The organism is Prauserella muralis, from assembly GCF_003202285.1.
Classification (GTDB): Bacteria; Actinomycetota; Actinomycetes; order Mycobacteriales; family Pseudonocardiaceae; genus Prauserella_B; species Prauserella_B muralis.
Window position 1 is genome coordinate 764,719 of sequence record NZ_MASW01000005.1, and the last position, 24,737, is coordinate 789,455.

21 protein-coding genes are annotated in these 24,737 nt (G+C 73.5%); 5 read left to right on the plus strand and 16 right to left on the minus strand.

What is annotated here, in order from left to right:
- Positions 1-1,011, plus strand: a complete 1,011-nt coding sequence (locus BAY60_RS24440) for a 2Fe-2S iron-sulfur cluster-binding protein (protein WP_112283353.1) — start codon at positions 1-3, stop codon at positions 1,009-1,011.
- Here BAY60_RS24440 and BAY60_RS24445 read toward each other — a convergent pair.
- The 3 genes from BAY60_RS24445 to BAY60_RS24455 are packed head-to-tail and all read right to left on the minus strand — an operon-like array spanning position 1,008 to position 4,278.
- Entirely contained in the window at positions 1,008-2,222 is a 1,215-nt protein-coding gene (locus tag BAY60_RS24445; RefSeq protein WP_112283354.1) for a dihydrolipoamide acetyltransferase family protein, read from the minus strand. The two genes, BAY60_RS24440 and BAY60_RS24445, sit on opposite strands and share 4 nt — an antisense overlap.
- The gene (locus BAY60_RS24450; RefSeq protein WP_112283355.1) at positions 2,219-3,211 is read right to left on the minus strand and encodes an alpha-ketoacid dehydrogenase subunit beta; all 993 of its coding nucleotides are present in this window, start codon (positions 3,209-3,211) and stop codon (positions 2,219-2,221) included. The genes BAY60_RS24445 and BAY60_RS24450 overlap by 4 nt, the downstream gene beginning before the upstream one ends.
- Positions 3,208-4,278 (minus strand): thiamine pyrophosphate-dependent enzyme, encoded by a 1,071-nt coding sequence (locus BAY60_RS24455; RefSeq protein ID WP_112283356.1) that lies wholly within the window; start codon positions 4,276-4,278, stop codon positions 3,208-3,210. The genes BAY60_RS24450 and BAY60_RS24455 overlap by 4 nt, the downstream gene beginning before the upstream one ends.
- A gap of 114 nt (positions 4,279-4,392) precedes the next feature.
- On the opposite strand from BAY60_RS24455, the gene BAY60_RS24460 reads away from it, so the two are divergent.
- The 3 genes from BAY60_RS24460 to BAY60_RS24470 all read left to right on the plus strand — a co-directional run bounded on the left by BAY60_RS24460 (position 4,393) and on the right by BAY60_RS24470 (position 6,709).
- On the plus strand, positions 4,393-4,875 hold the full coding sequence (locus tag BAY60_RS24460; protein ID WP_112283357.1) for an Lrp/AsnC family transcriptional regulator: 483 nt from the start codon (positions 4,393-4,395) through the stop codon (positions 4,873-4,875).
- Between the two features lie 54 nt (positions 4,876-4,929).
- On the plus strand, positions 4,930-5,592 hold the full coding sequence (gene lexA, locus BAY60_RS24465) for a transcriptional repressor LexA (protein WP_112283591.1): 663 nt from the start codon (positions 4,930-4,932) through the stop codon (positions 5,590-5,592).
- Between the two features lie 220 nt (positions 5,593-5,812).
- Positions 5,813-6,709: an LLM class flavin-dependent oxidoreductase gene (locus BAY60_RS24470; RefSeq protein WP_112283358.1), complete on the plus strand. Its 897-nt coding sequence runs from the start codon at positions 5,813-5,815 to the stop codon at positions 6,707-6,709.
- Between the two features lie 10 nt (positions 6,710-6,719).
- Here the strand turns inward: BAY60_RS24470 and BAY60_RS24475 are convergent, their stop codons facing one another.
- The 10 genes from BAY60_RS24475 to BAY60_RS24520 all read right to left on the minus strand — a co-directional run bounded on the left by BAY60_RS24475 (position 6,720) and on the right by BAY60_RS24520 (position 21,263).
- Complete coding sequence (locus tag BAY60_RS24475) at positions 6,720-7,490, minus strand: group II truncated hemoglobin (protein WP_112283359.1); 771 nt, start codon at positions 7,488-7,490, stop codon at positions 6,720-6,722.
- A 40-nt stretch (positions 7,491-7,530) separates the two neighbouring features.
- Positions 7,531-9,198 carry a PucR family transcriptional regulator gene (locus BAY60_RS24480; RefSeq protein ID WP_211330436.1) on the minus strand — a complete coding sequence of 556 codons (1,668 nt, stop codon included), beginning with the start codon at positions 9,196-9,198 and terminating at the stop codon, positions 7,531-7,533.
- A gap of 76 nt (positions 9,199-9,274) precedes the next feature.
- Positions 9,275-10,381 carry an o-succinylbenzoate synthase gene (gene menC / locus BAY60_RS24485; RefSeq protein ID WP_112283360.1) on the minus strand — a complete coding sequence of 369 codons (1,107 nt, stop codon included), beginning with the start codon at positions 10,379-10,381 and terminating at the stop codon, positions 9,275-9,277.
- Positions 10,378-11,313 carry a GNAT family N-acetyltransferase gene (locus BAY60_RS24490; RefSeq protein ID WP_112283361.1) on the minus strand — a complete coding sequence of 312 codons (936 nt, stop codon included), beginning with the start codon at positions 11,311-11,313 and terminating at the stop codon, positions 10,378-10,380. Before BAY60_RS24490 ends, menC begins: the two co-directional genes overlap by 4 nt.
- Positions 11,310-12,461, minus strand: a complete 1,152-nt coding sequence (locus BAY60_RS24495; protein WP_112283593.1) for a M20/M25/M40 family metallo-hydrolase — start codon at positions 12,459-12,461, stop codon at positions 11,310-11,312. The genes BAY60_RS24490 and BAY60_RS24495 overlap by 4 nt, the downstream gene beginning before the upstream one ends.
- A gap of 19 nt (positions 12,462-12,480) precedes the next feature.
- The gene (locus BAY60_RS24500) at positions 12,481-15,813 is read right to left on the minus strand and encodes a serine hydrolase (RefSeq protein ID WP_112283362.1); all 3,333 of its coding nucleotides are present in this window, start codon (positions 15,811-15,813) and stop codon (positions 12,481-12,483) included.
- Between the two features lie 23 nt (positions 15,814-15,836).
- Positions 15,837-16,778, minus strand: coding sequence for an ABC transporter ATP-binding protein (locus BAY60_RS24505; protein ID WP_112283363.1), 942 nt, complete (start codon positions 16,776-16,778; stop codon positions 15,837-15,839).
- Positions 16,771-18,672: a dipeptide/oligopeptide/nickel ABC transporter permease/ATP-binding protein gene (locus BAY60_RS24510; protein WP_112283364.1), complete on the minus strand. Its 1,902-nt coding sequence runs from the start codon at positions 18,670-18,672 to the stop codon at positions 16,771-16,773. Before BAY60_RS24510 ends, BAY60_RS24505 begins: the two co-directional genes overlap by 8 nt.
- A 3-nt stretch (positions 18,673-18,675) precedes the next feature.
- Positions 18,676-19,668: an ABC transporter permease gene (locus BAY60_RS24515; RefSeq protein WP_112283365.1), complete on the minus strand. Its 993-nt coding sequence runs from the start codon at positions 19,666-19,668 to the stop codon at positions 18,676-18,678.
- A 14-nt stretch (positions 19,669-19,682) separates the two neighbouring features.
- Positions 19,683-21,263, minus strand: coding sequence for an ABC transporter substrate-binding protein (locus BAY60_RS24520; RefSeq protein WP_112283366.1), 1,581 nt, complete (start codon positions 21,261-21,263; stop codon positions 19,683-19,685).
- Positions 21,264-21,444: 181 nt separating this feature from the next.
- On the opposite strand from BAY60_RS24520, the gene BAY60_RS37605 reads away from it, so the two are divergent.
- Complete coding sequence (locus BAY60_RS37605) at positions 21,445-22,062, plus strand: YdcF family protein (RefSeq protein ID WP_245992780.1); 618 nt, start codon at positions 21,445-21,447, stop codon at positions 22,060-22,062.
- A gap of 13 nt (positions 22,063-22,075) precedes the next feature.
- Here BAY60_RS37605 and BAY60_RS24530 read toward each other — a convergent pair whose 3' ends face one another.
- The 3 genes from BAY60_RS24530 to BAY60_RS24540 form a co-directional block, all read right to left on the minus strand.
- On the minus strand, positions 22,076-22,951 hold the full coding sequence (locus BAY60_RS24530; protein WP_112283367.1) for an LLM class F420-dependent oxidoreductase: 876 nt from the start codon (positions 22,949-22,951) through the stop codon (positions 22,076-22,078).
- Between the two features lie 88 nt (positions 22,952-23,039).
- Positions 23,040-23,372: a YnfA family protein gene (locus BAY60_RS24535; protein ID WP_112283368.1), complete on the minus strand. Its 333-nt coding sequence runs from the start codon at positions 23,370-23,372 to the stop codon at positions 23,040-23,042.
- 42 nt (positions 23,373-23,414) lie between these two features.
- The gene (locus BAY60_RS24540) at positions 23,415-24,713 is read right to left on the minus strand and encodes a flavin monoamine oxidase family protein (protein WP_170160529.1); all 1,299 of its coding nucleotides are present in this window, start codon (positions 24,711-24,713) and stop codon (positions 23,415-23,417) included.
- Between the last annotated feature and the right edge of the window lie 24 nt (positions 24,714-24,737).

The following is a 24,737-nucleotide window of genomic DNA, read 5'->3' on the forward strand; positions in this document are numbered from 1 at the left end:
GTGAGCTTCGCGGTCACCGCCGGCGGCCACCGGGTCGAGTGCGCACCCAGCCAGACACTGCTCGACGCCTGCCTGCGCGCCGGGGTCTGGATGCCGAACTCGTGCAACCAGGGCACCTGCGGCACCTGCAAGCTCCAGGTGCTCTCCGGCGAGGTCGACCACGGTGCCTCCCCGCGCGACACGCTCACCGACGACGAGCGGGCCACGGGTCTGGCACTCGCCTGCCAGGCCCGTCCGCTCGCCGACACGGAGGTGCGCGGTCACGGGACCGCGGGGCGCACCACCCACCGGCTGCGGGACCTCACGACCACGGTCCGGGCCGTCGAGGACATCGCCCGCGACACGCGCCGCGTGCTGTTGGGCCTCGCCGAGCCGCTGGCCTTCGAGCCCGGTCAGTACGTCGAGCTCTCCGTTCCCGGTTCCGGCGCGCGACGGCAGTACTCGCTGGCCAACACCGCCGACGAGGACAAGGTTCTGGAGCTGCACGTCCGGCGGGTGCCGGGCGGGCTGGCCACCGACTGCTGGCTCTTCGGCGGACTCGACGTCGGCGACCGCGTCGAGGCGACGGGGCCGCTCGGCGACTTCCACCTGCCACCGGCCGAGGACGACGACGGCGGCCCGATGGTGCTCATCGGCGGCGGCACCGGCCTCGCGCCGCTGGTGGGTATCGCCCGCACGGCACTCGCGCGGCATCCGACCCGCGAGGTCCGGCTCTACCACGGCGTGCGGGGCGCTGCCGACCTCTACGACCTCGACCGGTTCGCCGAGCTGGCGGCCGCCCATCCGGGCCTGACCTTCGTGCCGGTGCTCTCCGACGAGCCGGACCCGGCGTATCGCGGCGGCTTTCCCACCGACGCGTTCCTGGAGGACGTCGCCAGCGGGCGCGGCTGGTCGGGCTGGCTGTGCGGCCCGCCCGCCATGGTGGAGGCCGGGGTGAAGGCGTTCAAGCGCAGGCGCATGTCGCCGCGGCACATCCACCGTGAGAAGTTCACCCCGGCCGACGCGAGCTAGAGGTCGGCCAGCGCGGAGGCCGGTGACTCGATGGTGTCGGCGACGAAGCGCAGGAACCCGGCCGCGGTGCCGCCGTCGCAGACCCGGTGGTCGAACACCAGCGACAGCTGGGTGACGTGCCGCGGCACCACCTGCCCCGCGACCACCCACGGGCGTTCGAGAATGCGGCCCATGCCGAGGATCGCGACCTCGGGATGGTTGATGATGGCCGCGCTGCCGTCCACCCCGAACGAACCGTAGTTGTTCAGGGTGAAGGAGCCGGAACCCAGGTCCGCGGCGGTGGCCGAGCCGTCCCGCGCCGCCGCGGTCACCCGCCGCAGCTCGGCGTCGAGCTGCCGTGCGGTGCGGCGGTGGGCGTCGCGCACCACCGGCACCACGAGACCTCTGTCCGTCTGCGTGGCGATGCCGAGGTTCACGCCGTCGAACACGTGGATCTCCTGGCGCTCGGTGTCCACTGTGGAGTTGAGCACCGGGTAACGGCCGAGCCCGGCGACGACGAACCGGGCGACCAGGGCCAGCAGGCCGGGGCCGTCGGCCAGTTCGGTCCGCAGCCGCACCAGTTCGGTGGCGTCGACGTCGACCCACGTGGTCGCCTCGGGGATCTCCGACCTGCTGCGCGACAGCACCTCGGTGATCGCCGCGCGCATGCCCCGCAGCGGGATCCGCTCGGCCACCCCGAGCCCGGTCCGGCTCGGCCCTGTCCCGCCGCTGGGCTGGGCGGCCCGCTCGACGTCGGCCCTGGTGATCAGCCCGTCCGGTCCCGTGCCGCGCAGCGCCGTGAGATCGAGCCCCCTGTCCTTGGCGAGCTTGCGCACCACCGGCGAGGACACCGCGGGCCGTTCCGCGACCGCCGGTGTCGCGGGACGCGCGACCCGGCGGCGGCGCCTGCCGTTGGCGCGCGTGCCGGTGCCGTAGCCGATGAGGACATTCCCGGAGCCGGCCCGCTCCTCCTCGACGTAAACGCCGGCGGTGCCGGTGCTCACCGAGATCAGCGGCGCACCGACCGCCAGCGTGGCGCCCTCGTCGCCGTGCAGTTCGGCGACGACGCCCGCGAACGGCGAGGGCACCTCGACCAGGGCCTTGGCGGTCTCGACCTCGGCGACCGGGGCGTCGACGGCGACACTGTCGCCGGGCCGCACCAGCCAGCGCACCAGCTGCGCCTCCGTGAGCCCTTCCCCGAGGTCGGGCAGCGTGAACGTCTCGCGGCTCATGCGTCCTCCCACTGGAGGTCGTCGACGGCGTCGAGCACCCGCTCGACGGAGGGCAGGTGATGGTGCTCGAGCTTCGGCGGCGGGTACGGGATGTCGAATCCGGTGACCCGGCGCACGGGTGCCTCCAGGTGGTGGAAGCACTGCTCGGCGACGCGGGCGGCGACCTCGGAGGCGACCGAGGCGAAGCCGGGCGCCTCGGCGACCACGACGGCCCGCCCGGTGCGGCGCACCTCGGCCATCACGGTGGCGTCGTCGAACGGCACCAGCGAACGCAGGTCCACGACGCCGAGGTCGCGGCCCTCGGTGGCGGCCAGCTCGGCGGCGGCCAGCGACACCGGCACCGCCGGCCCGTAGGCGATCAGCGTGGCGTCCGCGCCGGACCTGCGCACGGCCGCCCGCCCGATCGGCGGCACCGCCGCGGCGAGGTCGACTTCCTCGGCGGCGAAGTAGTGCTTCTTCGGCTCCAGGAAGATCACCGGATCCGGGCTGCCGATCGCGGCGCGCAGCAGGCCGTAGGCGTCCTGGTTGGTGGCGGGGGCGAGGACGGTCAGCCCGGCGGTGTGGGCGTAGTAGGCCTCGGAGGAGTCGCAGTGGTGCTCGACGCCGCCGATTCCGCCCGCGTACGGCACGCGCACCACCACGGGAAGGCGCAGGCGGCCACGCGTGCGGTTGGCCATCTTCGCCAGGTGACTGGTGATCTGCTCGAAGGCGGGATAGGCGAACGCGTCGAACTGCATCTCGACCACCGGCCGGAACCCGTTCATCGCCATGCCGATGGCCATGCCGACGATCCCGGACTCGGCCAGTGGCGTGTCGAAGCACCGCTGTTCGCCGAAGGCGGCGGTGAGCCCGTCGGTCACCCGGAACACGCCGCCCAGCGGTCCGACGTCCTCGCCGAACACCACCACCGACTCGTCGGCGGTCATCGCGTCCCGCAACGCGGTGTTGAGGGCCTGCGCCATCGTCAGCTTCTCCGGCTCGGTCGTCATCGGGCGTCCTCCCCCGCGGCCAGCTCCGCCCGCAGCAGCGCCGCCTGCGCGGCCAGCTGGGGCGTGGGCGTGGCATGGACATGGGCGAACAACTCGTCGGTGGGCACCGGCCGGTCCTCGCCCAGCGCGGCCCGGACCCGGGCGGCGACGGCCTCGGCCTCGGCGGCGAAGGCGTCCTCGCGGGCGTCGTCGAGCGCGTTCTCGGCCCGCAGGTAGGCGCGCAGGCGCCGCAGCGGGTCCCGTTCCGCCCACTCCCGCACCTCCGCGTCGGTGCGGTAGCGCGCGGCGTCGTCGGCGTTGGTGTGGGCCTCGATCCGGTAGGTGTCGGCCTCCACCAAGGTGGGTCCTCCGCCGGTCGCGGCGCGCCCGACGGCCTCACCGAGCACGGCCGTCAACGCGGCGGCGTCGTTGCCGTCCACCAGCACGGCGGGCATGCCGTAGCCGACGCCCTTGTGCGCCAGCGTCGGCGCCGCCGACTGCCGGGCCAGCGGCACGGAGATGGCGTACTTGTTGTTCTGCACGAAGAACACCACGGGCGCCGTGAACACCGCCGCGAAGTTGAGCGCTTCGTGGAAGTCGCCCTCGCTGGTGGCACCGTCACCGCACAGGGCCAGCACCACGGTGTCCTCTCCCCTGAGCCGGGCGGCGTGCGCCACGCCGACGGCGTGCGGCAGCTGGGTCGCCAACGGTGTGGCCTGCGGCGCGACGTGGTGGTGCACCGGGTCGTAGCCGCAGTGCCATTCGCCGCGCAGCAGCGTCAGGACCTCGACCGGGGCGACCCCGCGCTCGACGATGGCGACGGTGTCGCGGTAGGTGGGAAACAGCCAGTCCCCGGGCCGCAGCACCGCCGCCGCCACCACCTCGCACGCCTCCTGGCCGCGCGAGGACGGGTACACCGCGAGCCTGCCCTGCCGCACCAGCGCGCTGGCCTGCTCGTTGAGCCGTTTGCCGCGCACCAGGCCGCGGTAGCGCTCCAGCAGCACATCCGGCGGCGGCATCGGGTACCGGCCGTCGCCGGTCACCGTCCCGTCGGCGTCCAGCAGTCGCACCGGTGCCAGGTCGGTCATACGCACCTCCGCATGAGACAGAACGCCTCGATACTGCGAGGTGCTGCTACGTTGTGACCAGATCAGTGCCGATACGCGAGACGAATTGCTCGCTCAGCCGCCTAAGGAAGCCAGATGTCCAGCACCAGCCCGAGTCCCGTGCCCGCCGCTGGACAGATTGCCCCGGCACTCGACGACATCGACCAGGCGATCCTGCGCGAGCTCACGCGCGACGGCAGGCTCGCGATCCGGCTGCTCGCCGAGCGGCTCAACATCTCCCGTGCGAGCGCCTACGCGCGGCTGGAACGGCTGAAGGAACGGGGCGTGCTGACCGGGTTCACGGCCGTCGTCGACCCCGCCCGCGCCGGACTGTCCACATCGGCCTACATCACGCTCACCGTGCGGCAGAGCTCGTGGCGCGACCTCGCCGGTCACCTGCGGCGGATTCCCGAGGTCAAACACATGGCGCTCGTCGGAGGCGAGTTCGACGTGATGCTGCTCGTGCGCGCGGTGGACAACGAGCACCTGCGCCGGGTCGTTCTCGACGTACTGCCCGGCATTCCCGGCGTGCTGGGCACCCGGACGTTCCTGATCTTCGACGACCTCGTCAACCCCTGATCGACACGGCGCCCACCCGTTCGAGCACCGGCGGCGAGGCCTATCATGCGGCGGGTGACCACCTTCGATGATCTTGAGGCGTTCGAGCACCTGGACACGTCGATCCTGCCGCCGCGCCAGCAGCGGATCCTGGCGACGATCCGGGACTGGGTGGTCAGGCACGGGTACTCACCCAGCACGCGCGAGATCGGCGACGCCGTCGGGCTGCGGTCCTCGTCGTCGGTGTCGAAGCATCTGAAGAGCCTGGAGGACAAGGGGTTCCTGCGCCGAGGCAGCACGGTGTCCCGGCCGATCGACGTGCGGCTGTTCCTGCAAGGCTCCGCGCGCCGGGAGCCCGAAGGGGACTCGGTGAGTGTGCCCGTGGTCGGCGACATCGCGGCGGGCGCGCCCATCGCGGCCGACGAGCACGTCGACGACATGCTGAACCTGCCCCGGGAGATCACCGGGCGGGGCACCGTGTTCGGCCTGCGGGTGCGCGGCGACTCGATGATCGACGCCGCCATCTGCGACGGCGACATCGTCGTGGTGCGCCAGCAGCCCGAGGCCCATTCGGGCCAGATCGTCGCCGCGATGATCGACGGCGAGGCGACCGTCAAGGTCTACCGCCGCCGCAACGGCCACGTCTACCTCGAACCACGCAACCCGGACTACGACGTCATCGACGGCGACGAGGCCGTCGTTCTCGGCACCGTCGTGTCGGTGCTGCGCAGCGTCTGAATCACTCCACGGTGGCCCGGGGCGCCGCGCGTAGGTCCTGGCCACACGCTCCCGCCCACGCTCACCACGCCGAGTGGTCTCGGCGCCCGGCGGTTGGTGCCCGTACACTTCGACGGCTGGGCCCACTTCACCGAGGGCCGGGCCGGCTGGTGGACGCCTCCACCACGGCCGGGCTCGCCGGCCGGCTCCGATCCACGTCCGGGCCCCGAGGGGAGCACGCATGCCCGACTACGGACACGACCTGCTGTTCGGCACGTTCGTCACACCGTCCGCCGCCCCCGTCCACCATGCGGTGGACCTCGCGATCGCCGCCGACCGCGCCGGCCTGGACCTGGTGACGTTCCAGGACCACCCCTACCAGCCCCGCTTCCACGACACCTGGACGCTGCTGTCCTATGTGGCCGCTCAGACCGAGCGGGTGCGCCTGAGCGGCAATGTGCTCAACCTTCCGTTGCGCGAACCCGCCGTGCTGGCGCGCAGCGCCGCCAGCCTCGACCTGCTCAGCGGCGGGCGAGTCGAACTGGGGCTCGGTGCGGGCGCCTTCCGGGACGCGATCGAGGCCATGGGCGGGCGCAGGCTCTCCCCCGCGCAGGGGGTGGCGGCCCTGGAGGAAGCCATCGACATCATCCGGCAGGTCTGGGCCACCGGCGAGCGCGGCGGCGTCCATGCCGGGGGCACCTACTACCGGGTCACCGGCGCCAAGCGAGGACCGGCACCCGCCCATGACATCGGAATCTGGCTGGGTGCCTACAAGCCGAGGATGCTGGCGCTCACGGGCCGCGCCGCCGACGGCTGGCTGCCGACGCTGTCCTACCTGCCCGGTGGTCCCGGCGACCTGACCGAGCTGAACACGCGGATCGACGACGCCGCGAGCGCGGCCGGGCGCGAGCCCTCGGACGTGCGGCGGCTGCTCAACGTCGGCGGACAGTTCACCGCCATCGGGCGGTCGCTGCTCAACGGGCCTGCGGACCAGTGGGCGGAGGATCTCGCCGGGCTGACCCTGGAGTACGGCATCAGCGGCTTCATCCTCGCCACTGACGAGCAGGGCACGATCGAGCGCTTCGCCGCCGAGGTCGCCCCCGCCACCCGGGAACTGGTGGCCGCCGAGCGGCGATGAGCACGGCGGGTCAGCCTCCGGACGCCGGGTCCTTCCAGGGCGGCATTGTCCAGTCCCAGCGCGGCATCGGCTCCTCCACGTCGACCTCCGCGCCCGGCCGGGAGAACACCACGGCGAGCCTGCTCCCCCACTCCAGGTAGCCGGCGAACGCGGCCCGGAACTCGGGATCCGCGGGCAGCCCCGCCTCGTCGGCGGCGTCGAGCAGCAGCGACACCCACCGCCGCCGCTGCTGTTCGGTGATGGCGCGCCCCAGGTGGCGGCCGATCATGTGGCGGTGGCCGCCGCGGTGGCCGCTGTAGGCGGGCGGGCCGCCGAACACCTCGCCGAGCCAGTCCGCGACGTGCCGCGGGTGCGCGGGATCCATGCCGCGAAACACCGGTTCGAGCAGCTCGTCCTCGAGCACCGTGCGGTAGAACGTCTCCGTCAGCCGGAGTAGTGCGGACCTGCCGCCCGCCCACTCGTAGAGCGTCGGCGGGCCCGCCGGACCCGCGACGCTCGTCGGCTCGTAGTGCCGCATCTCCTGGATGTCGGGGACGTACTCGCGGATCTCGGCGAGAAAGCGCCCGAACTCGGGGCTGCCCCGGAACCCCTCCAGATGGTCGTTCACGGATGTCCAGGTGATCCGCAGGATGTAGTCGCCCGGGTCCTCCACACAGCGCGCGAGTTCGTAGTCCACGCAGTGCGGTGACTCCCCGAGTGGTGTGGCCGCACGCGCGTAAGCGGCCTCGAAGGCGGCAGCGCGGCCGGCGCCGACGCGGTACCTGATGTACTCGATGGTCACAGAGCACACGCAACACCATGCGTGTGGCGCGGGCAAGTACTCACCCGACGGTGTGCGACACGAGCGGACGGGTTCGCCGATCCGCGGTGACGACCCGCAGTTGCAGCATCGCGGCGAAGCGCGCCTCGGGGTCGCCGAGGTCGAGGCCGCCCACCTCGGCGAGCCTGCGCAGCCGGTAGCGAAAGGTGTTGGGGTGCACGCGGAGCTTCGCCGCCGCCTGCGTGACGTCGCCGAAGGCGTCGAGCCAGGCGCGCAGTGTGCCGACGAGGTCGCTGCCGTGCTCGGCGTCGTAGTCGAGCAGCCGGGCGACCGGCCCGGTGGGTCCCTCGCCGCGCGCGGTGACGAGATCGCGCAGTTCGAGAATCAGCGCCTCCACGTGGACGTCGGCGAGGCGCGCGACCCGCCCCGAGCCGTCCGGCCGCGACCGGAGGACTCGCAGCGCCCGATCGGCGCTCGCGCGGGCGGCGGCCAGCTCGCCCGCGTCCTGCGCCCGGGGTCCGATGCCGATCACCGCCCGTCCGCGGTCGCCGACCCGCTCCAGGAAGTCGGCGGCCACGTGCACCGCGCGCCGATCGCCGTCGTCGCGGCCCACGGGCACAAGCCCGTAGACGACGTCGCCGACCAGCGCCGCCGCGCTGCGCGAGTGCACGGCGCTCAGGTGCAGGGCCAAGCCGTCGGCGAGGCGCTGCCGCTCCGTGACGGCCGAGGCGTCGGCGCCCGCGGTGTCCGGCATGGCCATGGCGAGCACGACGACCGGCTGGTCGCCGAGACCCAGCCGGTGCAGGGCGTCCCGCGCGCCGGCGCCGCCCTCGAGTGCCGTGCTCACCAGGTCGGTGCGCAGCCGCCGCTGGACGTCGGCACCCGCGCGGTTCCGGAGCATGTGCAGGGCGGCCAGTTTGGCGGCGTCGCACAGCGCCTGCGCCCGCTCGTCGGTGAGCGGCTCGTGGACCGCGGCCCAGATCGAGCCGAGGATCTCGTCGCCCGCCCGCACGGCGACCGCGACCCTCGGCATGGTGAAGCTGTCGCGGGTCTCCTCGAGCGGTTCGACGTAGAGCGGGCGGTCGCTGCGGTACAGCTCCCGGAACACGCCCAGTTCGGTGAGCATCCGCGAGTACCGCTCCGGCACCTGCCGGCCCAGGATCGTCGCGACCCGCGACGCGTCGGCCTCGTCCTGCCTTCCGGAGAAGGCCAGCACCCGCGACGTACGGTCCTCGATGGTCACCGGCGCGTTGAGCAGTGCGGCGATCGCGTTGGCGAGCGCGAACAGGTCCCCGGAGGGCATCCCGCCCAGCGTCTCGGGCCCGGCGTCGCCCACGTCGTCCTCGGCGAGCAGGGAACGCAGCATCGCGGCGAGCTGCGCCCACGACGCCCCGGGCGTGAGCCCCAGCAACGCGACACCCGACTCGTCGGCGGCCGCGGCCAGCTCCCGCGACAACGCCACGGGCGCGCGCAGCACCAGGCCGGTGGCCTCGTGCCTGCTGAGATCGCGCAGCAGCCGCACCACCTCGCCGGGTTCGTGCACACCGACCCCCAGCACGAGCGCGTGCTGCGGCAGCGCGGGCTCCTCCAGCGGGTCGTGGATGGCGATGCCACCGATGACGCCACCGCGGTCCGCGTGGCCGTGCAGCAGTTCCAGCAGCGTCGTGCCCAGATCGTCGAGCACCCGCCCGAGGCTGGCGTGCGGTCGCTGGTTCACCGGATCGAGCACCACCCGAAACTAGGCCCCCACCCGGCAGCCTAGTTCGTCGCACCGCACGAAACCAGGGTGATCGTTTGGTCCGCTCCTACAACGGCACCCACTCCGAGCCGACCGTGACCGCCTCGAGTTCGTCCGCGAGCGGCTCGACGCCCAGCCCGGGACCTGCCGGCACCGGCAGATGCCCTTCGGCCAGCACGAACGGTGCCGTGATGTCGGTGCGGTAGTACCGGTCGGACGCGGAGGTGTCGCCGGGCAGGACGAACCCGGGCAGGGCCGCCAGCGCGACGTTCGCCGCCCGGCCGAGGCCCGTCTCGAGCATGCCGCCACACCACACGGGAACGCCGTGGGCGGCGCACACGTCGTGGATGCGCCGCGCCTCCAGGTACCCGCCCACGCGGCCCGGCTTGATGTTGACGATCCGGCACGCGCCCAGCCGGATCGCGTCCGCGGCCGCACGCGCAGAGACGATCGACTCGTCCAGGCAGATCGGCGTCGTGACGACCTTGGCCAGCTCCGCGTGGCCGAGCACGTCGTCCTCGTCGAGCGGCTGCTCGATCAGCAGCAACCCGAACGGATCGAGCCCGGCGAGCGTGCGCGCGTCCGCCAGCGTGTAGGCGGTGTTGGCGTCGACCTGCAGCAGCACGTCGTCACCGAAACGCTCCCGCACCGCGCGCACCGGCTCGACGTCCCAGCCCGGCTGGATCTTGAGCTTGATGCGCACGTACCCGGCTTCGAGAAAGCCGCCGACGGTGTCGAGCAACTCGCCGACCGAGTCCATGATGCCGACCGACACTCCACACGGCACGCTGTCGCGCACCGCGCCGAGCTCGCGCGCCAGCGGCCTGCCCTGCTCGCGCAGCTCGGCGTCGAGCACGGCCATCTCCAGCGCGGCCTTGGCCATCCGGTGCCCGCGAAACGGCGCCAGCGCGGGAGCCACCGCCGCGGCGTCGAGCCGGGGCAGCGCCGCCAGCGCGGGCACCAGGAACCGGCCGAGCACATCGGCCGCGGCCCACACGTACTCCGAGGAGTACAGCGGTGCGGCCATCGCGACGCACTCGCCCCAGCCCTCCGTCTCGTCGGTCACCACGCGCACCAGCAGCACGTCCCGGGTGGTCTCGGTGCCGAACGACGTGCGAAACGGCGCCACCAGTGGCATCCGGATCCGCCGCAGCTCCACTCCGGTCAGCTTCATCGCCGGTTTCCTCCCTGTGCCGTGGAGATCACGTACCAGCCCGCCCGGTCGAACCCGGTGACCCTGCCGCCGTCGGCGAGCAGCGGGCCGAGCGTCGCCCGCAGCGCGCGACGCCACCGGACGGCGCCATCCGGGTCGGTGGCCCGCAGCCGTTCGATGTCGCGGGGCACGGCGACGAGCACGGTGGCCGCGTCGACGGTGCCGGGGACGGGCCGGTCGTCGGCCGACCTGCCCAGCCCGGCCACCGCGCCCAGCGCCCGCGCCGCGTCCGCGTCGCACACCGCCGGTGTCCCCGCGCAGGCCGCGCGGACCCTGGGCGAGCCCAGCTCCCAGCGCACGAGCAGCCGGTCGGTGTCGTCGGTGCCGTTGATGCCGTCGTTGACCCCGCCGTAGAAGTTGGTGAGGTACTCGGCGGGCACCGCGGCGAGCTTGCCGAGGTTGAAGTAGGCGTTGCGGCAGACCAGCGGATCGAACGTCCAGCTGATCGTCGCGACGCCACGCGCGAGCGCCCACGCCCGCTGGTGCAGTTTCAGCGCGAAACCCACGCTGCGCCCCGCGGCCGCCGGGGACACCCCGGCGATGTGGCTGTGCATCGTGCCGTCGGAGGGTGCGCCGAAGAACCCGACACACGCACCGAGCAGCCGGTCGCCGTCGTAGGCACCGGCCACGTAGTTGCCGCCCTTGGTCAGCGCGCGCAGCAGCTCCGTCGTCACCGGCGGGTTGCGGGGGTCCGGCCGCCAGATCCCGTCGTAGAGCTGGTAGACGGCTTCCAGGTCGGCGAGGTCGGTGAGCTCACGGACCTGGACCCCGGCGGCCCCGGCGGCCGCCTCGGCCGCCCACCGCGCGTGCTGTGTCTCCGGTCGTGGCTGGAGCGGCTCCGGTGGGTGCTCCAGGCGGCTGCCGATCCCGGGAACCCCGTGGGCGCCGGTCATGACGATCTCCCTCCCCTGCTCGCGGTCGCCGTCCGCGCGCTGCCGCGCCCGGACTCGAGCACGTCGGCGACGAGGGCGGCGACCAGCGCCGTCCGCGACGGCAGCTCGGCGACCAGAACGTGTTCGTCGTCGGCGTGGGCGCCGCCCCCCACCGCGCCGAGGCCGTCGAGCGTGGGGGTGCCGACTCCGGCCGTGAAGTTGCCGTCGGAGGCGCCGCCCACGGCGACGCCCCGCGGTGGCGGCAATCCGAGAGCGCTCGCCAGCGTCGCCGCCCTCGCCAGCAGCGGCCCGGAGGCGGATGCCTCCAGCGGCGGACGGTTCGGCCCTCCGGTGACCTCCAGGGTCGCGCCGCCGACCACGGGCCGCAGCGCGTGCATCGCCGCGTCGATCCGCTGCTGCTCGGCGATGGCGGCCACCCGCACGTCCACCGACAGCTCCGCCCCGGCGGGCACGGTGTTCGTCGTGCTGCCCGCCGCGGCCACGGTCGGCGTGACGGTGGTGCCCACCGCGGGGTCGGCCAGCGCGTCGACGGCCAGCACCTGGTGCGCGAGCTCCACCGTGGCGTTGACCCCGCGCCACGGCTCCAGTCCGGCGTGGGCGGCCCTTCCGGTCACCCCGACCCGGTACAGCGAGACGCCCTTGCGCTCGGTCTTGAGCGCGCCACCCTCGGCCGCGGCCTCGAGCACCAGCGCCGCGGCGCATCCGGAGGCGGCCGAGCAGATCAGCTCCCGCGACGTCGGCGAGCCAACCTCCTCGTCCCCGGTCACCAGCAGCGTGACACCGGCGAGGTCCGGCAGCGCCGCGAGCGCGTGCAGCGCGATCACCAGCCCCGCCTTCATGTCGAAGCAGCCGGGGCCCCGCAGCACGCCGCCGTCCACGGTGTACGGATGCGTGGCGAGCGAGCCGAGCGGCCACACCGTGTCGTGGTGGCCGAGCAGCAGCACCCGCGCCGGGCCGTCGCCGAACCGCCAGCGCAGGTGCGTGCGCCCCGCGTGCACGATCCGCTCGGGCGCGACACCGAGCCTGCGCGTGCCGACCCTGGCCACCACCTCCGCGCTCGCCGCGACGGCGGCGAGGTCGGACGACGGCGACTCGCAGGTGACCAGCTCCTCGATGTCGGCTAGCAGGGCGGGCAGCCTGGCGCGCATCGACTCGACCGAGACCACGTCAGCCCACCCTCGGGGTGGCGCGGGCTCCGAAGTGGACGTACCGCTCCCCTGTCGCCAGCTCGTAGAAGGTCACCGGGATCCACATCCGCATGTCGGGGTCCTTGGCGACGAACAGGTTCTCCTCGACGGGCACCAACGCATACTCCTGGGTGGGCTCCGGCGTCAGTTCCGCGAGCGCGCCGGTGACGGTGGTGCGCAGTGCGGGCTTGCCGTCCTTGCCCTCGGCGAGCACCTCCATGCGCACGCTCTCCCGCTCGTAGGTTCCCTCGTGCCGCTGCACGTCCACCTGTACCGGCTCGGCGGGCGGCTCCAGCGGCTGGGGCATCGCGACACCGGCGACGTCGGCGAAGATCTCCCGGAACAGGTCCTCGTAGAGGTCGTGCGCGTGGTCGCCGTTGGTCAGCAGCGTCACGGCGAGACCCTGTTCCGGCAGCAGTCGCAGGAACGCGGACTGGCCGATGGTGTTGCCGTCGTGGCCGATCAGGCGGTGGGAGTCCCAGTCGCACCGGCTCCAGCCGAGCCCCCACGAGTCGCCGAGCAGGTACTTGTCAGGCACGTCGGCCTGGAACGCCGCCATGGCCTGCGCCGAGGCCTCGCTGAGCACGCGGCTGCCGTCGGGCGCGAGCCCGCCGGTGAGGTGCATGCGGGCGAAGGCGAGCACCTCGGCGGCCGTCGAGCAGATGAGCCCGGCGGGACCGGCCGCCCGGTGCAGCACCCACACCGGCGCGCGGTGCGAGCGCCCGTCCTGGGTGACGTGGCCCACGGCGGCGCGGTGCAGCAGGACCTCCTCCGGCAGCGTGCCCGTGTGCGTGAGCCCGAGCCGGTCGAAGATCCGCTCCCGCACCGCCTGGTCCCACGTCTGGCCGGTGAGCTTCTCGATCACCCTGCCCGCCAGCGAGAACCCGGAGTTGCAGTACGACCAGGTGACGCCGAGCGGGTGGTTCTGCGCCACGTCGGCCAGCGCGGCCGTGTACTTCTCGAGGCAGTCGTCGCCCCGCCCGGTGTCGGTGAAGACGTCGCCGTCGACACCGCTGGTGTGGGTGAGCAGGTGCCGCATGGTGACCTTCTTCGCGGTGTCCGGATCGGACAGCCGCAGTTCCGGCAGCACCTCCGCGAGCGGCTGGTCGAGATCCAGCAGCCCCTCGTCGACCAGTTGCAGCACCACCGTCGCCGTCCACACCTTCGACACCGACCCGATCTGGAACACCGAGTCGGTGGTGGCCTCCACGCCGGTGTCGACGTTGAGCACGCCGTGGGCGGCCTCGGCCAGTTCGTCCTCGGCGCCCGGCCGCAGCCGCAGGATGCCCAGCGTGGCACCGGGAACACCGTGCCGGGTGGCGAGCTCGGTGAGCCTGCGCTGCCAGTGCCCGGCGTCGAGCCGGGGCCTGCGCGGGCCCGCCGCGTCACCGGCGTACTGCTCGACCCAGTCGGCGACCCTGCGGTTGTAGTCGACGCGCTGCGAGGGCGGCCCTTCCAGGATGAACAGGTGCGACGCGCCGGGGTAGAGCACGAGCCTGCTCGGCACCCCGCGCTCGCGCAGGGCCGTGTGCCACTGCTCGGCCTGCCCCGCGGGGCACAGCAGGTCCGCCGCGCCGTGCAGGATCAGGGTGGGGGTGCGCACGTCGTCCACCTTGGACAGGGGGGACATCGCCGCGTACCGTTCCGGCTGTGCCCAGGGCGTCCCGCCGAGCTCCAGGTCGCTGAGGTAGTGACCGTCCACCGAGGATCCCGCGGCGCTCACCAGGTCGGTGATGGGGCCTCCGGTGACCGCCGCCGCGAACCGGTCGTCGCGGCTGGTCAGGTAGCAGGTCATGAAGCCGCCGTAGCTGTAGCCGGTGACGGCCAGCCGCTTCGGGTCGGCGACGCCCTCGGCGACCAGTGTCTCCACGGGTTCGAGGAAGTCCTGCGCGTCGGCCTGGCCCCAGCCTCCGCTGACGGCGGTGAAGAAGCGCTCGCCGTAGCCGTCGCTGCCTCGGGGGTTGAGCAGCAGCACGGTCCAGCCGCGCGCGGCGAGTTCCTGGTGGTACAGGTGGATCTCGTCGGCCGCGCCGTTCCAGGCGTTGTGCGGCCCGCCGTGGATGTCGAGCAGCAGCGGGCCCGGGGTCGCCGCCTCCGGGTCGCGGATCAGCCAGCCCTGCACGACCGTGCCGTCGGAGATGGTGAACTCGCGCTCCTCGCGGGCGAACAGCGTGACGTCGTCTCCGGCGCCGCCGTGGTCGGTGCGCACGGTTTCGGTGCCGTCACCCAGCTCGACCTCGACGACCTCGCCGTAGGACTCGGGCGTGCCCAGCACGACGGCAGCGGTGTCGCCGGACACCGAGAGGCCGGTGACGTTGCGCCCGGCGCCCGTGACGACCGGCCGCGGGGTGCCGCCGTCGACGGCGACGGTGTAGAGGTGGGTGCAGCCGCGGTCGCGGACGCAGAACACGACCGTGCGGCCGTCACCGGTCAGCTGCGGCGCACCGCCGGGATAGCCGGGGTGGCCGGTCATCACGTTGCGGTCGAGCGCGGCGGTGAGGTCGGTGACGGCGCCGCCGTCCATCGGCACGCGCAGCAGCCTGGTGTGTCCCACCGGGCTGCCCTCGGTGCCGCCCACCAGCAGGGCGGCGCCGTCCGCCGTCCAGCAGACGGTCTGCGCCACTCCGTCGGGAAGGCCGGCGAGGACCGGTTCGGCATGCCGGTCGGTCACGTCCAGGGTGTAGACGGGGACGCGCAGGTGCAGATCGGTGTCGGGCGCGGTCGCCGCGCCGAAGGCGAGCCGGTCCGAACCGGGCGCCCAGCAGGGCAGGCCCGCGTGCCAGTCGCCGCCGGTGACCTGGCGGCACTCGCCCGTGGCGACGTCGAGGACGTGCAGGTGCGCGCGGGTGCCGCGCAGCAGCCCGGCGCCGTCGGCGCGGTAGTCCAGCCGGTCGGTGACGACCGGGGCGACGTGGTCGTCACCGTTGCCGAGGATGTCGACGGGAGCGGTGAAGGCGATGCGGGTGCCGTCCGGGCTCCACACGGGCGCGCCCGCGCCGAGCGGCAACGAGGTGAGCGGTTCCGGCTCGCCGCCGTCGGCGGGCAGCGACCACAGTTGCGGCGGGCCGTCCTGGGCGCGCAGGAACGCGATCCGCGTGCCGTCCGGTGACCAGGCGGGCGCGGTGTCCGCCGGTCCCCTGGTGAGCCGCCGCGGCTGCCCCGTGCTCGCGCACCAGAGGGCGTGTGCGTTGCGGTCGTGCTCGGTGTCGGCGGTGCGCAGCACGTACACACAGCGTGTTCCGTCGGGGGACAGCGCGGGCTGACCGGGCACGGTGAAGCCGGTCAGGTCCTCGGCGCGTTGGCGGTGGGGCATGGGATCCTCCTCGGTTCGACGGGTCAGCGCCCGGCCGCGAAATGGCAGGCGGCGAGGTGCCGGTGTCCTTGTGGGACGGGTTCGCTCTCGCGGCAGAGGTCCCGGCCGTCGAGGACGGCGGGACCGACCGGGCACCGGGGGTGGAACCGGCAGCCGGGCGGCGGGGCGTGGGGGTCGGCGGGTTCGACGTCGGCGACTGCCCGCAGGGCCGGGTCGGCCTCGCCGGTGCTCACCGGTTCGGACACCGCGGCGAGCAGCTCCCGCGTGTACGGGTGGCTGGGGTCGGTCAGCACCGCCTCGGCCGGGCCGTACTCGACGATGCGGCCCAGGTACATCACGGCGATGAAGTCGCTGACGTAACGCACCACGGCCAGGTCGTGCGAGATGAACAGCAGGGACAGGCGCAGCTCCCGCTGCACCTCGCGGACGAGGTTGAGCACGGCGCCCTGGATCGAGACGTCGAGCGCCGAGGTGATCTCGTCCGCGATGAGCACGCGCGGGTCGCCCGCCAGCGCCCGTGCCAGCGCGACCCGCTGGCACTGGCCGCCCGACAGCTGGCCCGGGTAGGCGCGGGCCCGGTCGGCGCCGAGCCCGACCAGGTCGAGCAGCCGGGTCACCTCGGCGCGGCGGGCGGGGCCGCGCCGCGGGGTGGCCTCGGCGATCGAGTCACCGATCGTCATGCGGGGGTCGAGCGAGGAGTACGGGTCCTGGAACACCATCTGCAGGGCGGGCCGCGAGCGGCGTCCACGGCGGACCGGCTCGCCGTCGAGCAGGATGCGGCCCGCGTGCAGCGGGGCCAGCCCGACGGCGGCGCGGGCCAGCGTGGACTTGCCGGACCCCGACTCCCCCACCAGCCCGACGACGCTGCCGCCGGGCACGGTCAGGTCGACGCCGTCGACGGCGGTGAGCCCGTGCCTGCGGCCGCCGAAGCGCACGGACACCCCCTCGAACGTCAGCTCACTCACCGACGCGCACCTCCTCGGCCACCAGGGGAAGTCCGGTGACGGCGTCGGCGTGCCAGCACGCCACGCGCCGTCCGTCCTCGTCGGGCACGAGGGGCGGGTCGGCGCTCGTGCACTGCTCGTCGGCCAGCGGGCACCGGGCGGCGAACGCGCAGCCGCGCGGCACGTCGGCCGGATCGACGGGACGGCCGGGAATGACCGCGAGCGGCCGCTCGCGGTCGGTGCTCATGTCGGGCACCGCCGCCAGCAGTGCCCGGGTGTAGGGGTGCCGGGCGCGGGCGGGCAGGTCGGCGGCGGGCAGGTCCTCGACGATGCGCCCGGCGTACATGACGAGCACGCGCTCGCAGAACTGGCGGACGACGGTGATGTCGTGGCTGATGAGCAGCAGCGCCACGTCGTCGGCGGTGCGCACCGAGTCCAGCAGCCGCAGCACCTGCCGCTGGACGGTGACGTCGAGTGCCGTGGTCGGCTCGTCGGCCACGATGAGCGCGGGCGCGCCCATCATGCCCATGCCGATCATCGCCCGCTGCCGCATGCCCCCGGAGAACTCGTGCGGGAACTGCTTCGCGCGGCGCGCGGCGGCCGGCACGCGCACGGCCTGGAGCCGGTCGACGGCGCGGTCGAGCGCCTGCCCGCGCGTGAGCCCGTCGTGCTGCTCGGACACCTCGGCAAGCTGGCGGCCGATGCGCTGGGTGGGGTTGAACGAGGTCATCGGGTCCTGGAACACCATCGCGAACGACGTGCCGAGCAGGTGCCTGCGCTCGCGGGCGGGCAGGTCGAGCAGCGGCCGGCCCAGGAAGTCGAGCCGGTCGGCGCTCACCTCGCCGGGTTCCTCGATGAGCTGGGCGAGGGCGAGCGCGGTGAGGGTCTTGCCGGAGCCGGACTCCCCCACGATGCCGACGGCCTCCCCGCGCCGCAGCGCGAAGCTCACGCCCCGCACCGGGGTGCTGCCGGGGAAGGCGACCCGCAGGTCGTCCACGGCGAGCACCGGCTCCTGCTCGCCGGTCACCGCGGGGCGGGCGGCGGGCGCGGAGCGGACGCGGGGACGCAGCAGCACCGGTGTGGTGCGCATCCCGATGCCCTTCGCGATCGCCTCGCCGAAGAGGTTGAAGGCCAGCCCGGCGACGACGACCGCGGTACCGGGCGCGAGCGCGGCGGCCGGGTGGACGTAGAGGCTGCTGAGCCCGTCGCCGAGCAGTCGGCCCCAGTCGTAGAGCGGCGCCTGCACGCCCAGCCCGAGGAACGACAGCCCGGAGAACGTCAGCAGCGCCGCGCCCGCCGCGATGGTCGCGTTGACCACGAGCGGCTCGGCGATGTTGGGCAGGACGTGCCGCACGAGCAGGCGGAGCCTGCCGAGCCCCGCGATGCGTGCCGCGGCGACGTAGTCAAGGCCGGCGACCTTGGCCACCAGCGTCTGCGCGAGCCGCGCGAAGGCGGGCGCCAGCGCGAACCCGATGGCCAGCACGGCACCGGTGGCGCCGACGCCGAACACCACGGCGAAGAACAACGCCAGCAGCAGGCCGGGAAACGCCACCGCGATGTTGACCACCGCGGTGACCAGCCTGCCCGCTCGCCTGCCGAGCAGCATCGGGGCCGTGCCGAGGAGCAGCCCTGCGCCGACGCCGACGGCGGTGGCGAGCAGCGCCAGTCCCACGGACAGCCCCGTGGCGACGAGCACCCGGAAGAAGATGTCCCTGCCAAGGCCGTCGGTGCCCATCCAGTGCTCGCCCGAGGGGCCCTCCAGGATCCGCCCGGTGTCGACGGCGCTCGCCTGGTCCGACCACAGCAGCGGCGCCAGCACGGCCAGCAGCAGCACGGCGGCGAGCAGCCCGGCGGCGCCCGCGCCGACCGGCGTGCGCAGCACACCGGCCCAGGTGGACTTCGCGGGTGAGGTCACGGCTCAGCTCTCCTTGATCGTCGAGCGGGGGTCGAGCAGGGCCAGTGCCACGTCCACGGCGAGGTTCACCAGCAGCACCGCGGTGCCGTACACGAGGACGATGCCCTGCACCAGCGGGTAGTCCTTGGCGATGATCGACTCCACGATCGTGGTGCCCAGTCCGGGCCAGGCGAAGACGTTCTCCACGAGCACGGTGCCCGCCACCATGGCGCTCAGCAGCAGGCCGCCCACCGTGATCGTCGCGGTGAGCGCGTTCGGCAGCGCGTGTCTGAAGTAGACGATCCGGTCGGGAAGGCGCTTGGCCCGCGCCGTGCGGATGTAGTCGGCCTCCAGCACGCTCAGGGTCTCCACGCGCAACAGCCGGGCCAGCACCGCGGCGGGACCGACCGCCAGCGCGAGCACCGGCAGCACGTACGAGCCGAGCCCGGAGCGCCCCGCGACCGGCACCCAGCCGAGCTGGACCCCGAACACGTAGACCAGGCCGACGGCCAGCAGGAACTCCGGCACGGCGCCGAGGACAACGCTCGTGGACGTGAAGGCCAGCTCGGTCTTGCGGCGCCTGCCGCGCCGGGTGAGCACGGCCATGCCGACGCCGACGGGGACGGACACGACCACCGCGATCAGAAAGGCGTAGCCCGCCAGCTCCAGCGTGGCGGGCAGCCGGTCGGCGATCACCTCCGACACCGGCAGCCCGGTGCCCACCGAGGTGCCCGTGTCGCCGGAGAAGAGGCCGCCGAGGTAGTGGACGTACTGCAGCCACAGCGGCTGGTCGAGGCCCAGCGCCGCGCGGCGGGCCTCGACCAGCTCCGGTGACGCGGTGGGTCCCAGCGCCACCCGCACCGGGTCGCCCGGGATCAGGTGGATCATCAGGAACGCCGCGGTCACCAGCACCCACACCGAGATCAGCAGCCGCGCGAGCCTGCGGGCCGCGAAGCGCGTCCACGCGTTGCCCGTGAACCCGCGCGGCGGCCGGACGCCGGTGAGCAAGGTGGTCATGTCGCGGTCCCCGTTCAGCCGAGCATCCGGATCGAGCTGGGCGCGACGCTGCCTTCCGACAGCACGAACGTCGCCCCGTTGCCGAACAGCGGCCGGTTGGAGTTGGCGAAGGGCACCACGTCGAGGTTCTCGACCACGGCCCGTTCCGCCTCGGCCCAGGCGTCGCAGCCGTCGGCGCCGGTGGCCTGCGAAGCCCGCTTCACGGCAGCGGTGTAGCCGGGGTTGTCGACGAAGGAGAAGTTGTTGCCGCCCGGCGGCGTCGCGCCGGACAGGAACGGCACCAGCTGCGTCGGCAGGGTCACGTTCAGCGGAAGGAACGCGGCGTGCCAGGTGCCCTGCCCCGCGGCGACGACCTGCTCGACCTGCGTGTCGGGCCCGCCGCGCAGCTGCACCTCGACACCCACCGCCCGCCAGGCGCGCTGCACCAGCTCCGCTGCCGACTGCATCGGGGCACCCAGCTTGCTCGGGTAGTAGAACGTCATCGACAGCCGCTTGCCGTCCTTGGTGCGGATGCCGCCCTGCCCCGGTGTCCAGCCCGCCTCGTCGAGCGCGGCGGCCGCCGCCTGCGCGTCGTGCCCGGGCAGCTTCGGCGCGGTGCCCTCGCACGGGCCCATCCCGGTGGCCACCAGCCCGGAGGGCGGCTCGCCCATCCCGCCGGTGATGACGTTGGCCAGTTCGGTCAGATCCAGCGCCTGGGTGAGCGCCCTGCGCACCTCCGCCTGCTCGGTGGGCAGCCCGGGCTTCTGGTTGAACCACAGCTCGCCGAGCACGGCGACGATGTCACGCCGGAGCAGTTGCTGCGCCTCCAGCCGCCTCCGGTCCGGGCCGATCACCGAGCCCGCGTTGACCTCGCCGGAGGCCAGCAGGTTGGCCGCGGTCGTCTCGTTCGGCACCACGCGCAGCACGACCTTGTCCGGCAGCCCGGGCTGGTCGGCCTTCCAGTCGCCGGGTCCCCACGCGTAGTCCTCGCGCCGGTCGAGCGTGTAGTGGTCCCCGGCGACGGCCTCGGTCACCGTGAACATCCCGGTGCCCGCGCCGCCCTTCTTGAGCACCTCGCGGTTGTCCAGACCCTGTTGGCACACGATCGGCAGGCTGCCGATGTTGCGGGCCAGGAACGGGTCCGGCGAGGGCGCCGTGACCGTGACGGTGCGGGCCGCGTCGTCGGCGGTGGCCTTCGCCCCCGGCGGCACGTACAGCCCGAGCAGCGCCGCCGCGTTCTCCGGGTCGCCCACGAAGTTGATGTTGTCGGCCACCGTGGCCGGGGTGAGCGGGCTGCCGTCGGCGCAGCTGAGGCCCTCGCGCAACGTGAACGTCGCCTCGGTGGTGCTCGACTCCCACTGCTCGGCGAGCCCGGTGACCAGCGCGCCGTTCTCGTCGACGTGCAGCAGGCGGTCGTAGAGGAAGCGGTCCACCTGCATCGTCACCGCGAGGGTGGAGAAGTGCGGGTCGAGGTTGCCGGGGTCCGCGCCGAGCACCATCGTGAACGTCTTGCCGTCGACGAAGTTCTGCCCGCCCTGCGCTCCCCCGGAGCCTCCGCACGCGGCGAGGGTCAGAGCGAGCGCACCGGCCGTGGCGATGGTCAGCACCGATTTCATGACGCCTCCAGCTCCAACGGATTCTTGGAGCAGGAGCCTGCCGACCCCAGGCGCCGCTGTCTTTGTCCGGCTCGACCAGAAATCGGGGGCCGGTTCGTCGGCTCGCCCGAATGCTCAGCGGCGGGGTTTCGGCCGGGAGCCGGCCCGGCCGCCTCCGGATGGTCCTGGCACGATCACGATCGTGACCACCGTCCGGAGGCGCGCTGGCGTCGTTCTCGGGCTTGTCGGTGTGGCCGCCTGGGGCGAGCTCGTGCACTGGCGGGCCTCCCGTGCCTTGGCGCAGGAGCGGCTGCCCGCTCGCTCCGAGGCCGTCGTGGTGCTCGGGTACCGCAACAAGAACGCCGTGCGCGCGAACGCCCTGAACCGCTGGCGGGTACGGGCGGCGCTGCGGTCACTCGACCCCAGCCTGGACCGCTCGGTCCTCGTCTGTTCCGGCGGAAGCCGCCACGCGACCGTCCCGGAGGCCGTGCTGCTCGCGCGCTACGCCACCGCGGAGCGGGGGTTCACCGGCACCGTCAGGCTCGACGAGCGCTCCCGCAGCACCTGGCAGAACATCGAGAACGTGATCCCGCTGGTCGAGGACGTCGATCAGATCAAGATCGTCTCGAACCCGTTGCACGCGCTGAAGGGCCGCCTCTATCTGCATCGCCTGCGTCCCGACCTGGGTGAACGGCTGGTACGCGCCGCCGACTACCGGCCCGGCGAGGCCTTGCCGCTCACACCGTTCTTCGCCGTGTACGGCCTCCGCGACCTGGTTCGCCTCAGGCGCAACCGGGCCGCCGCGCTCCGAGCACGGTGAACCCCGCCGCGAGTCAGCCCAGCTCGGCCAGCCGGGGGACGACGGGAGCCATGCCGTCGATCCAGGCCGCGGGCCTGCCCGCGGGCGGCATGACGATCGCCGTCCGCACACCCAGCTTGGCGTAGTCGGCCATCGTGCGCACGAACTCGTCCCGGCCGTCCTGGTCCGGCTGGGGGCTGCCCGCCAGGACCGTCTTGCGGATCTCGCCGTAGTCCCTGCCGACGTCGTCGCAGTGCCGCCGCAGCACGTCGAGCTTGTGCTCGACATCGGCGGGTGAGGTGGCGAACAGGTTGCAGGCGTCGCCGTACTGGGCGACGAGACGCAGCGTCTTGCGCTCGCCGCCACCCCCGATGAGCACCCGGGGCCGGTGGATCGGCTGCGGCGAGCACAGCGTCTCGGCCAGCTGGTAGTGCCTGCCCTCGAAGGGCCCGTTGTCGTCCGGGTCCCACATCTGCCCGCAGATGCGCAGTGTCTCCTCCAGCCGCTCGAAGCGCTCGGCGACCGGCGGGTACGGCACGCCGAGGCCGTGATGCTCGCGCTCGAACCACGCGGCGCCGATGCCCAGTGCGGCGCGGCCGCCGGAGAGCACGTCGAGCGTGGTGACGATCTTGGCGAGCAGTCCCGGGTGCCGGTAGGTCACGCCGGTGACGAGCAGGCCCAGCTCCACCTCCGAGGTGTGCGCGGCCAGGTAGCCGAGGGTGGTGTAGCCCTCCAGCATGTTCGCCTCGGCAGGCAGGCCGGTCTGCTCGATCTGGAAGAAATGGTCCATGAAGGACAGCCAGGTGACACCGGAGGACTCGGCGGCGGCTCCCACCCTGGCCAGCTCACCGGCGATGGCCGTGGTGCCCCCGTCGATCTCGAAGATCGGGACGTGAATTCCCAGTTCCATGGAAGCGATCCCCTTCGCGCGTGGACGAAACCCTGTGCGCCACGCTAGGTCCTGGAGTGCGCTCCAGGTCAAGCCGCGCTCCGGCGGTTCAGCCCCGCGGGGCGTACATGATCACCGCGACCCCGGCGAGGCAGAGCAGGGCGCCCAGCACGTCGAACCGGTCGGGCCGGTACCCGTCGACCGCCATGCCCCAGGCCAGTGACCCGGCGACGAAGACGCCCCCGTAGGCGGCGAGGATCCGTCCGAAATGGGCCTCGGGCTGCAGCGTCGCGACGAACCCATACAGGCCGAGGGCGAGCACCCCGGCGCCGATCCAGATCCAGCCACGGTGCTCGCGGACGCCCTGCCAGACGAGCCAGGCGCCGCCGATCTCGGCGAGCGCGGCCAGCAGGAACAGCACGATCGACCGCAGCACGAGCACGTCCGCATTGTGCCCGACCGGCCAGGGAACTCCTGACCCAGCTCAGGTCAGGGCGCCCTGGTCGGCAACCAGCTTCTCAGCGGCGGCCTCTCCACTGCCGACCGCGCCCTCCATGGAGTTGGGCCACGCGCTGTGATCCGCGCCGGCGAACCGCAGCCGTCGCGTATCCCCCGCGGCCAAGGCGGGACCGTGGCGGGTGAGCTGCCCAGGTGCGCAGGCGAGGTAGCTGCCGCCGATGTACGGCTGCTCCGTCCATGCGGTGGCGCGCACCTCGGCGAGGTCGGACTTCTCAAGGCCGAATGCGGCCGCCAGCCGTGCGGTCAGTTCAGCATGCTCGTACCCGCGTACGTCCGAGGCGATCGCCGCCAGAGTCCGGCCGTGGCGCCAGCCGATCGCCAGCGGCGCGCCACCGACCACGGCCCGGTGCCTCACCGGTGGCGTCGCCGCGGCGACGGCGACGATCTTCGTCGCCGAACCGTAGTCCAGTGCGCCGATGGCGGCCCGCCACGCGGCTGAGGGCAACGGTTCGATGGCGAGCCCCCGCAACGCGGGCAGGGGCACCGCGACGATTGCGGCCTTTGCGTGCCACCGGGTTCCGGAGCCGGTCGTGGCCTCCACGCCGCGCGCATGCTGCTCGATCGCGGCTACTGGTGTGCTGAGCCGGACCGCGTGGCCGAGAGAACGGGCGAGTCGCTGCGGTATCAGGTGCGCTCCGCCGGCCACCACGGCCTCGTGCCCGGACCGCAGGGCAGGCAGCAGACCGCCAGCCGCCGCGATCCACCAGGCTGCGTGGGCGGCCGAGAGGCGGTGTGTACCGACGGTCGCGAATCCGCCGATCAGGGCCTCGGTGACCGCCAGGCCCTGCTGGGTCACACCCCGCTCGCTCAGCCACGCCGCCAGGTCGAGGCCGTCCAGGCGGACCGCGACGCGACCGCGCCACGGCCGGGTGGGGTCGAGCGCGGCTGCGTGGCGGCGCAGCCGCCACCAGCCCAACGCCAGTCGTGCGAGTTCCGGCGTCGCGATCGGCGGCAACCAGGACACGGATTCACGGCCGGGCAACCGCCACAACAGTGGAGCGCGGTCCAGCCCGGCGGGTGCCGTGCGCAGCCCCAGGGCGCCGAGCAGCCGTCGCAGCCGCAGATGGCCTCGGCCGACGAACTCCGCGCCCGTGTTCAGCACCGGGTGCGCACCCTCAGGTGCGGCCCGGACACGGCCTCCGGCCTGGTCGTCCGCCTCGAGCACGCGCACGTCGGCGCCGGCCAGGCTCAGCTGCCGTGCGGCCACCAGCCCGGCCAGCCCGGCCCCCACGACGACCACATCGCAACGCGACGGCGATTCCATGGTGCGCACCTTCCGCATCGTCCG

Coding starts and splice junctions, on each gene's coding strand:
- BAY60_RS24445 (WP_112283354.1), bottom strand. CDS start 2,222: ATGAGCCGCGAGACGTTCACGCTGCCCGACCTCGGGGAAGGGCTCACG.
- BAY60_RS24460 (WP_112283357.1), top strand. CDS start 4,393: ATGTCCAGCACCAGCCCGAGTCCCGTGCCCGCCGCTGGACAGATTGCC.
- BAY60_RS24515 (WP_112283365.1), bottom strand. CDS start 19,668: ATGACCACCTTGCTCACCGGCGTCCGGCCGCCGCGCGGGTTCACGGGC.
- BAY60_RS24490 (WP_112283361.1), bottom strand. CDS start 11,313: ATGACCGGCGCCCACGGGGTTCCCGGGATCGGCAGCCGCCTGGAGCAC.
- BAY60_RS24520 (WP_112283366.1), bottom strand. CDS start 21,263: ATGAAATCGGTGCTGACCATCGCCACGGCCGGTGCGCTCGCTCTGACC.
- BAY60_RS24450 (WP_112283355.1), bottom strand. CDS start 3,211: ATGACGACCGAGCCGGAGAAGCTGACGATGGCGCAGGCCCTCAACACC.
- BAY60_RS24455 (WP_112283356.1), bottom strand. CDS start 4,278: ATGACCGACCTGGCACCGGTGCGACTGCTGGACGCCGACGGGACGGTG.
- BAY60_RS24470 (WP_112283358.1), top strand. CDS start 5,813: ATGCCCGACTACGGACACGACCTGCTGTTCGGCACGTTCGTCACACCG.
- BAY60_RS24500 (WP_112283362.1), bottom strand. CDS start 15,813: ATGCCCCACCGCCAACGCGCCGAGGACCTGACCGGCTTCACCGTGCCC.
- menC (WP_112283360.1), bottom strand. CDS start 10,381: ATGAAGCTGACCGGAGTGGAGCTGCGGCGGATCCGGATGCCACTGGTG.
- BAY60_RS24540 (WP_170160529.1), bottom strand. CDS start 24,713: ATGGAATCGCCGTCGCGTTGCGATGTGGTCGTCGTGGGGGCCGGGCTG.
- BAY60_RS24495 (WP_112283593.1), bottom strand. CDS start 12,461: ATGCGCGCCAGGCTGCCCGCCCTGCTAGCCGACATCGAGGAGCTGGTC.
- BAY60_RS24530 (WP_112283367.1), bottom strand. CDS start 22,951: ATGGAACTGGGAATTCACGTCCCGATCTTCGAGATCGACGGGGGCACC.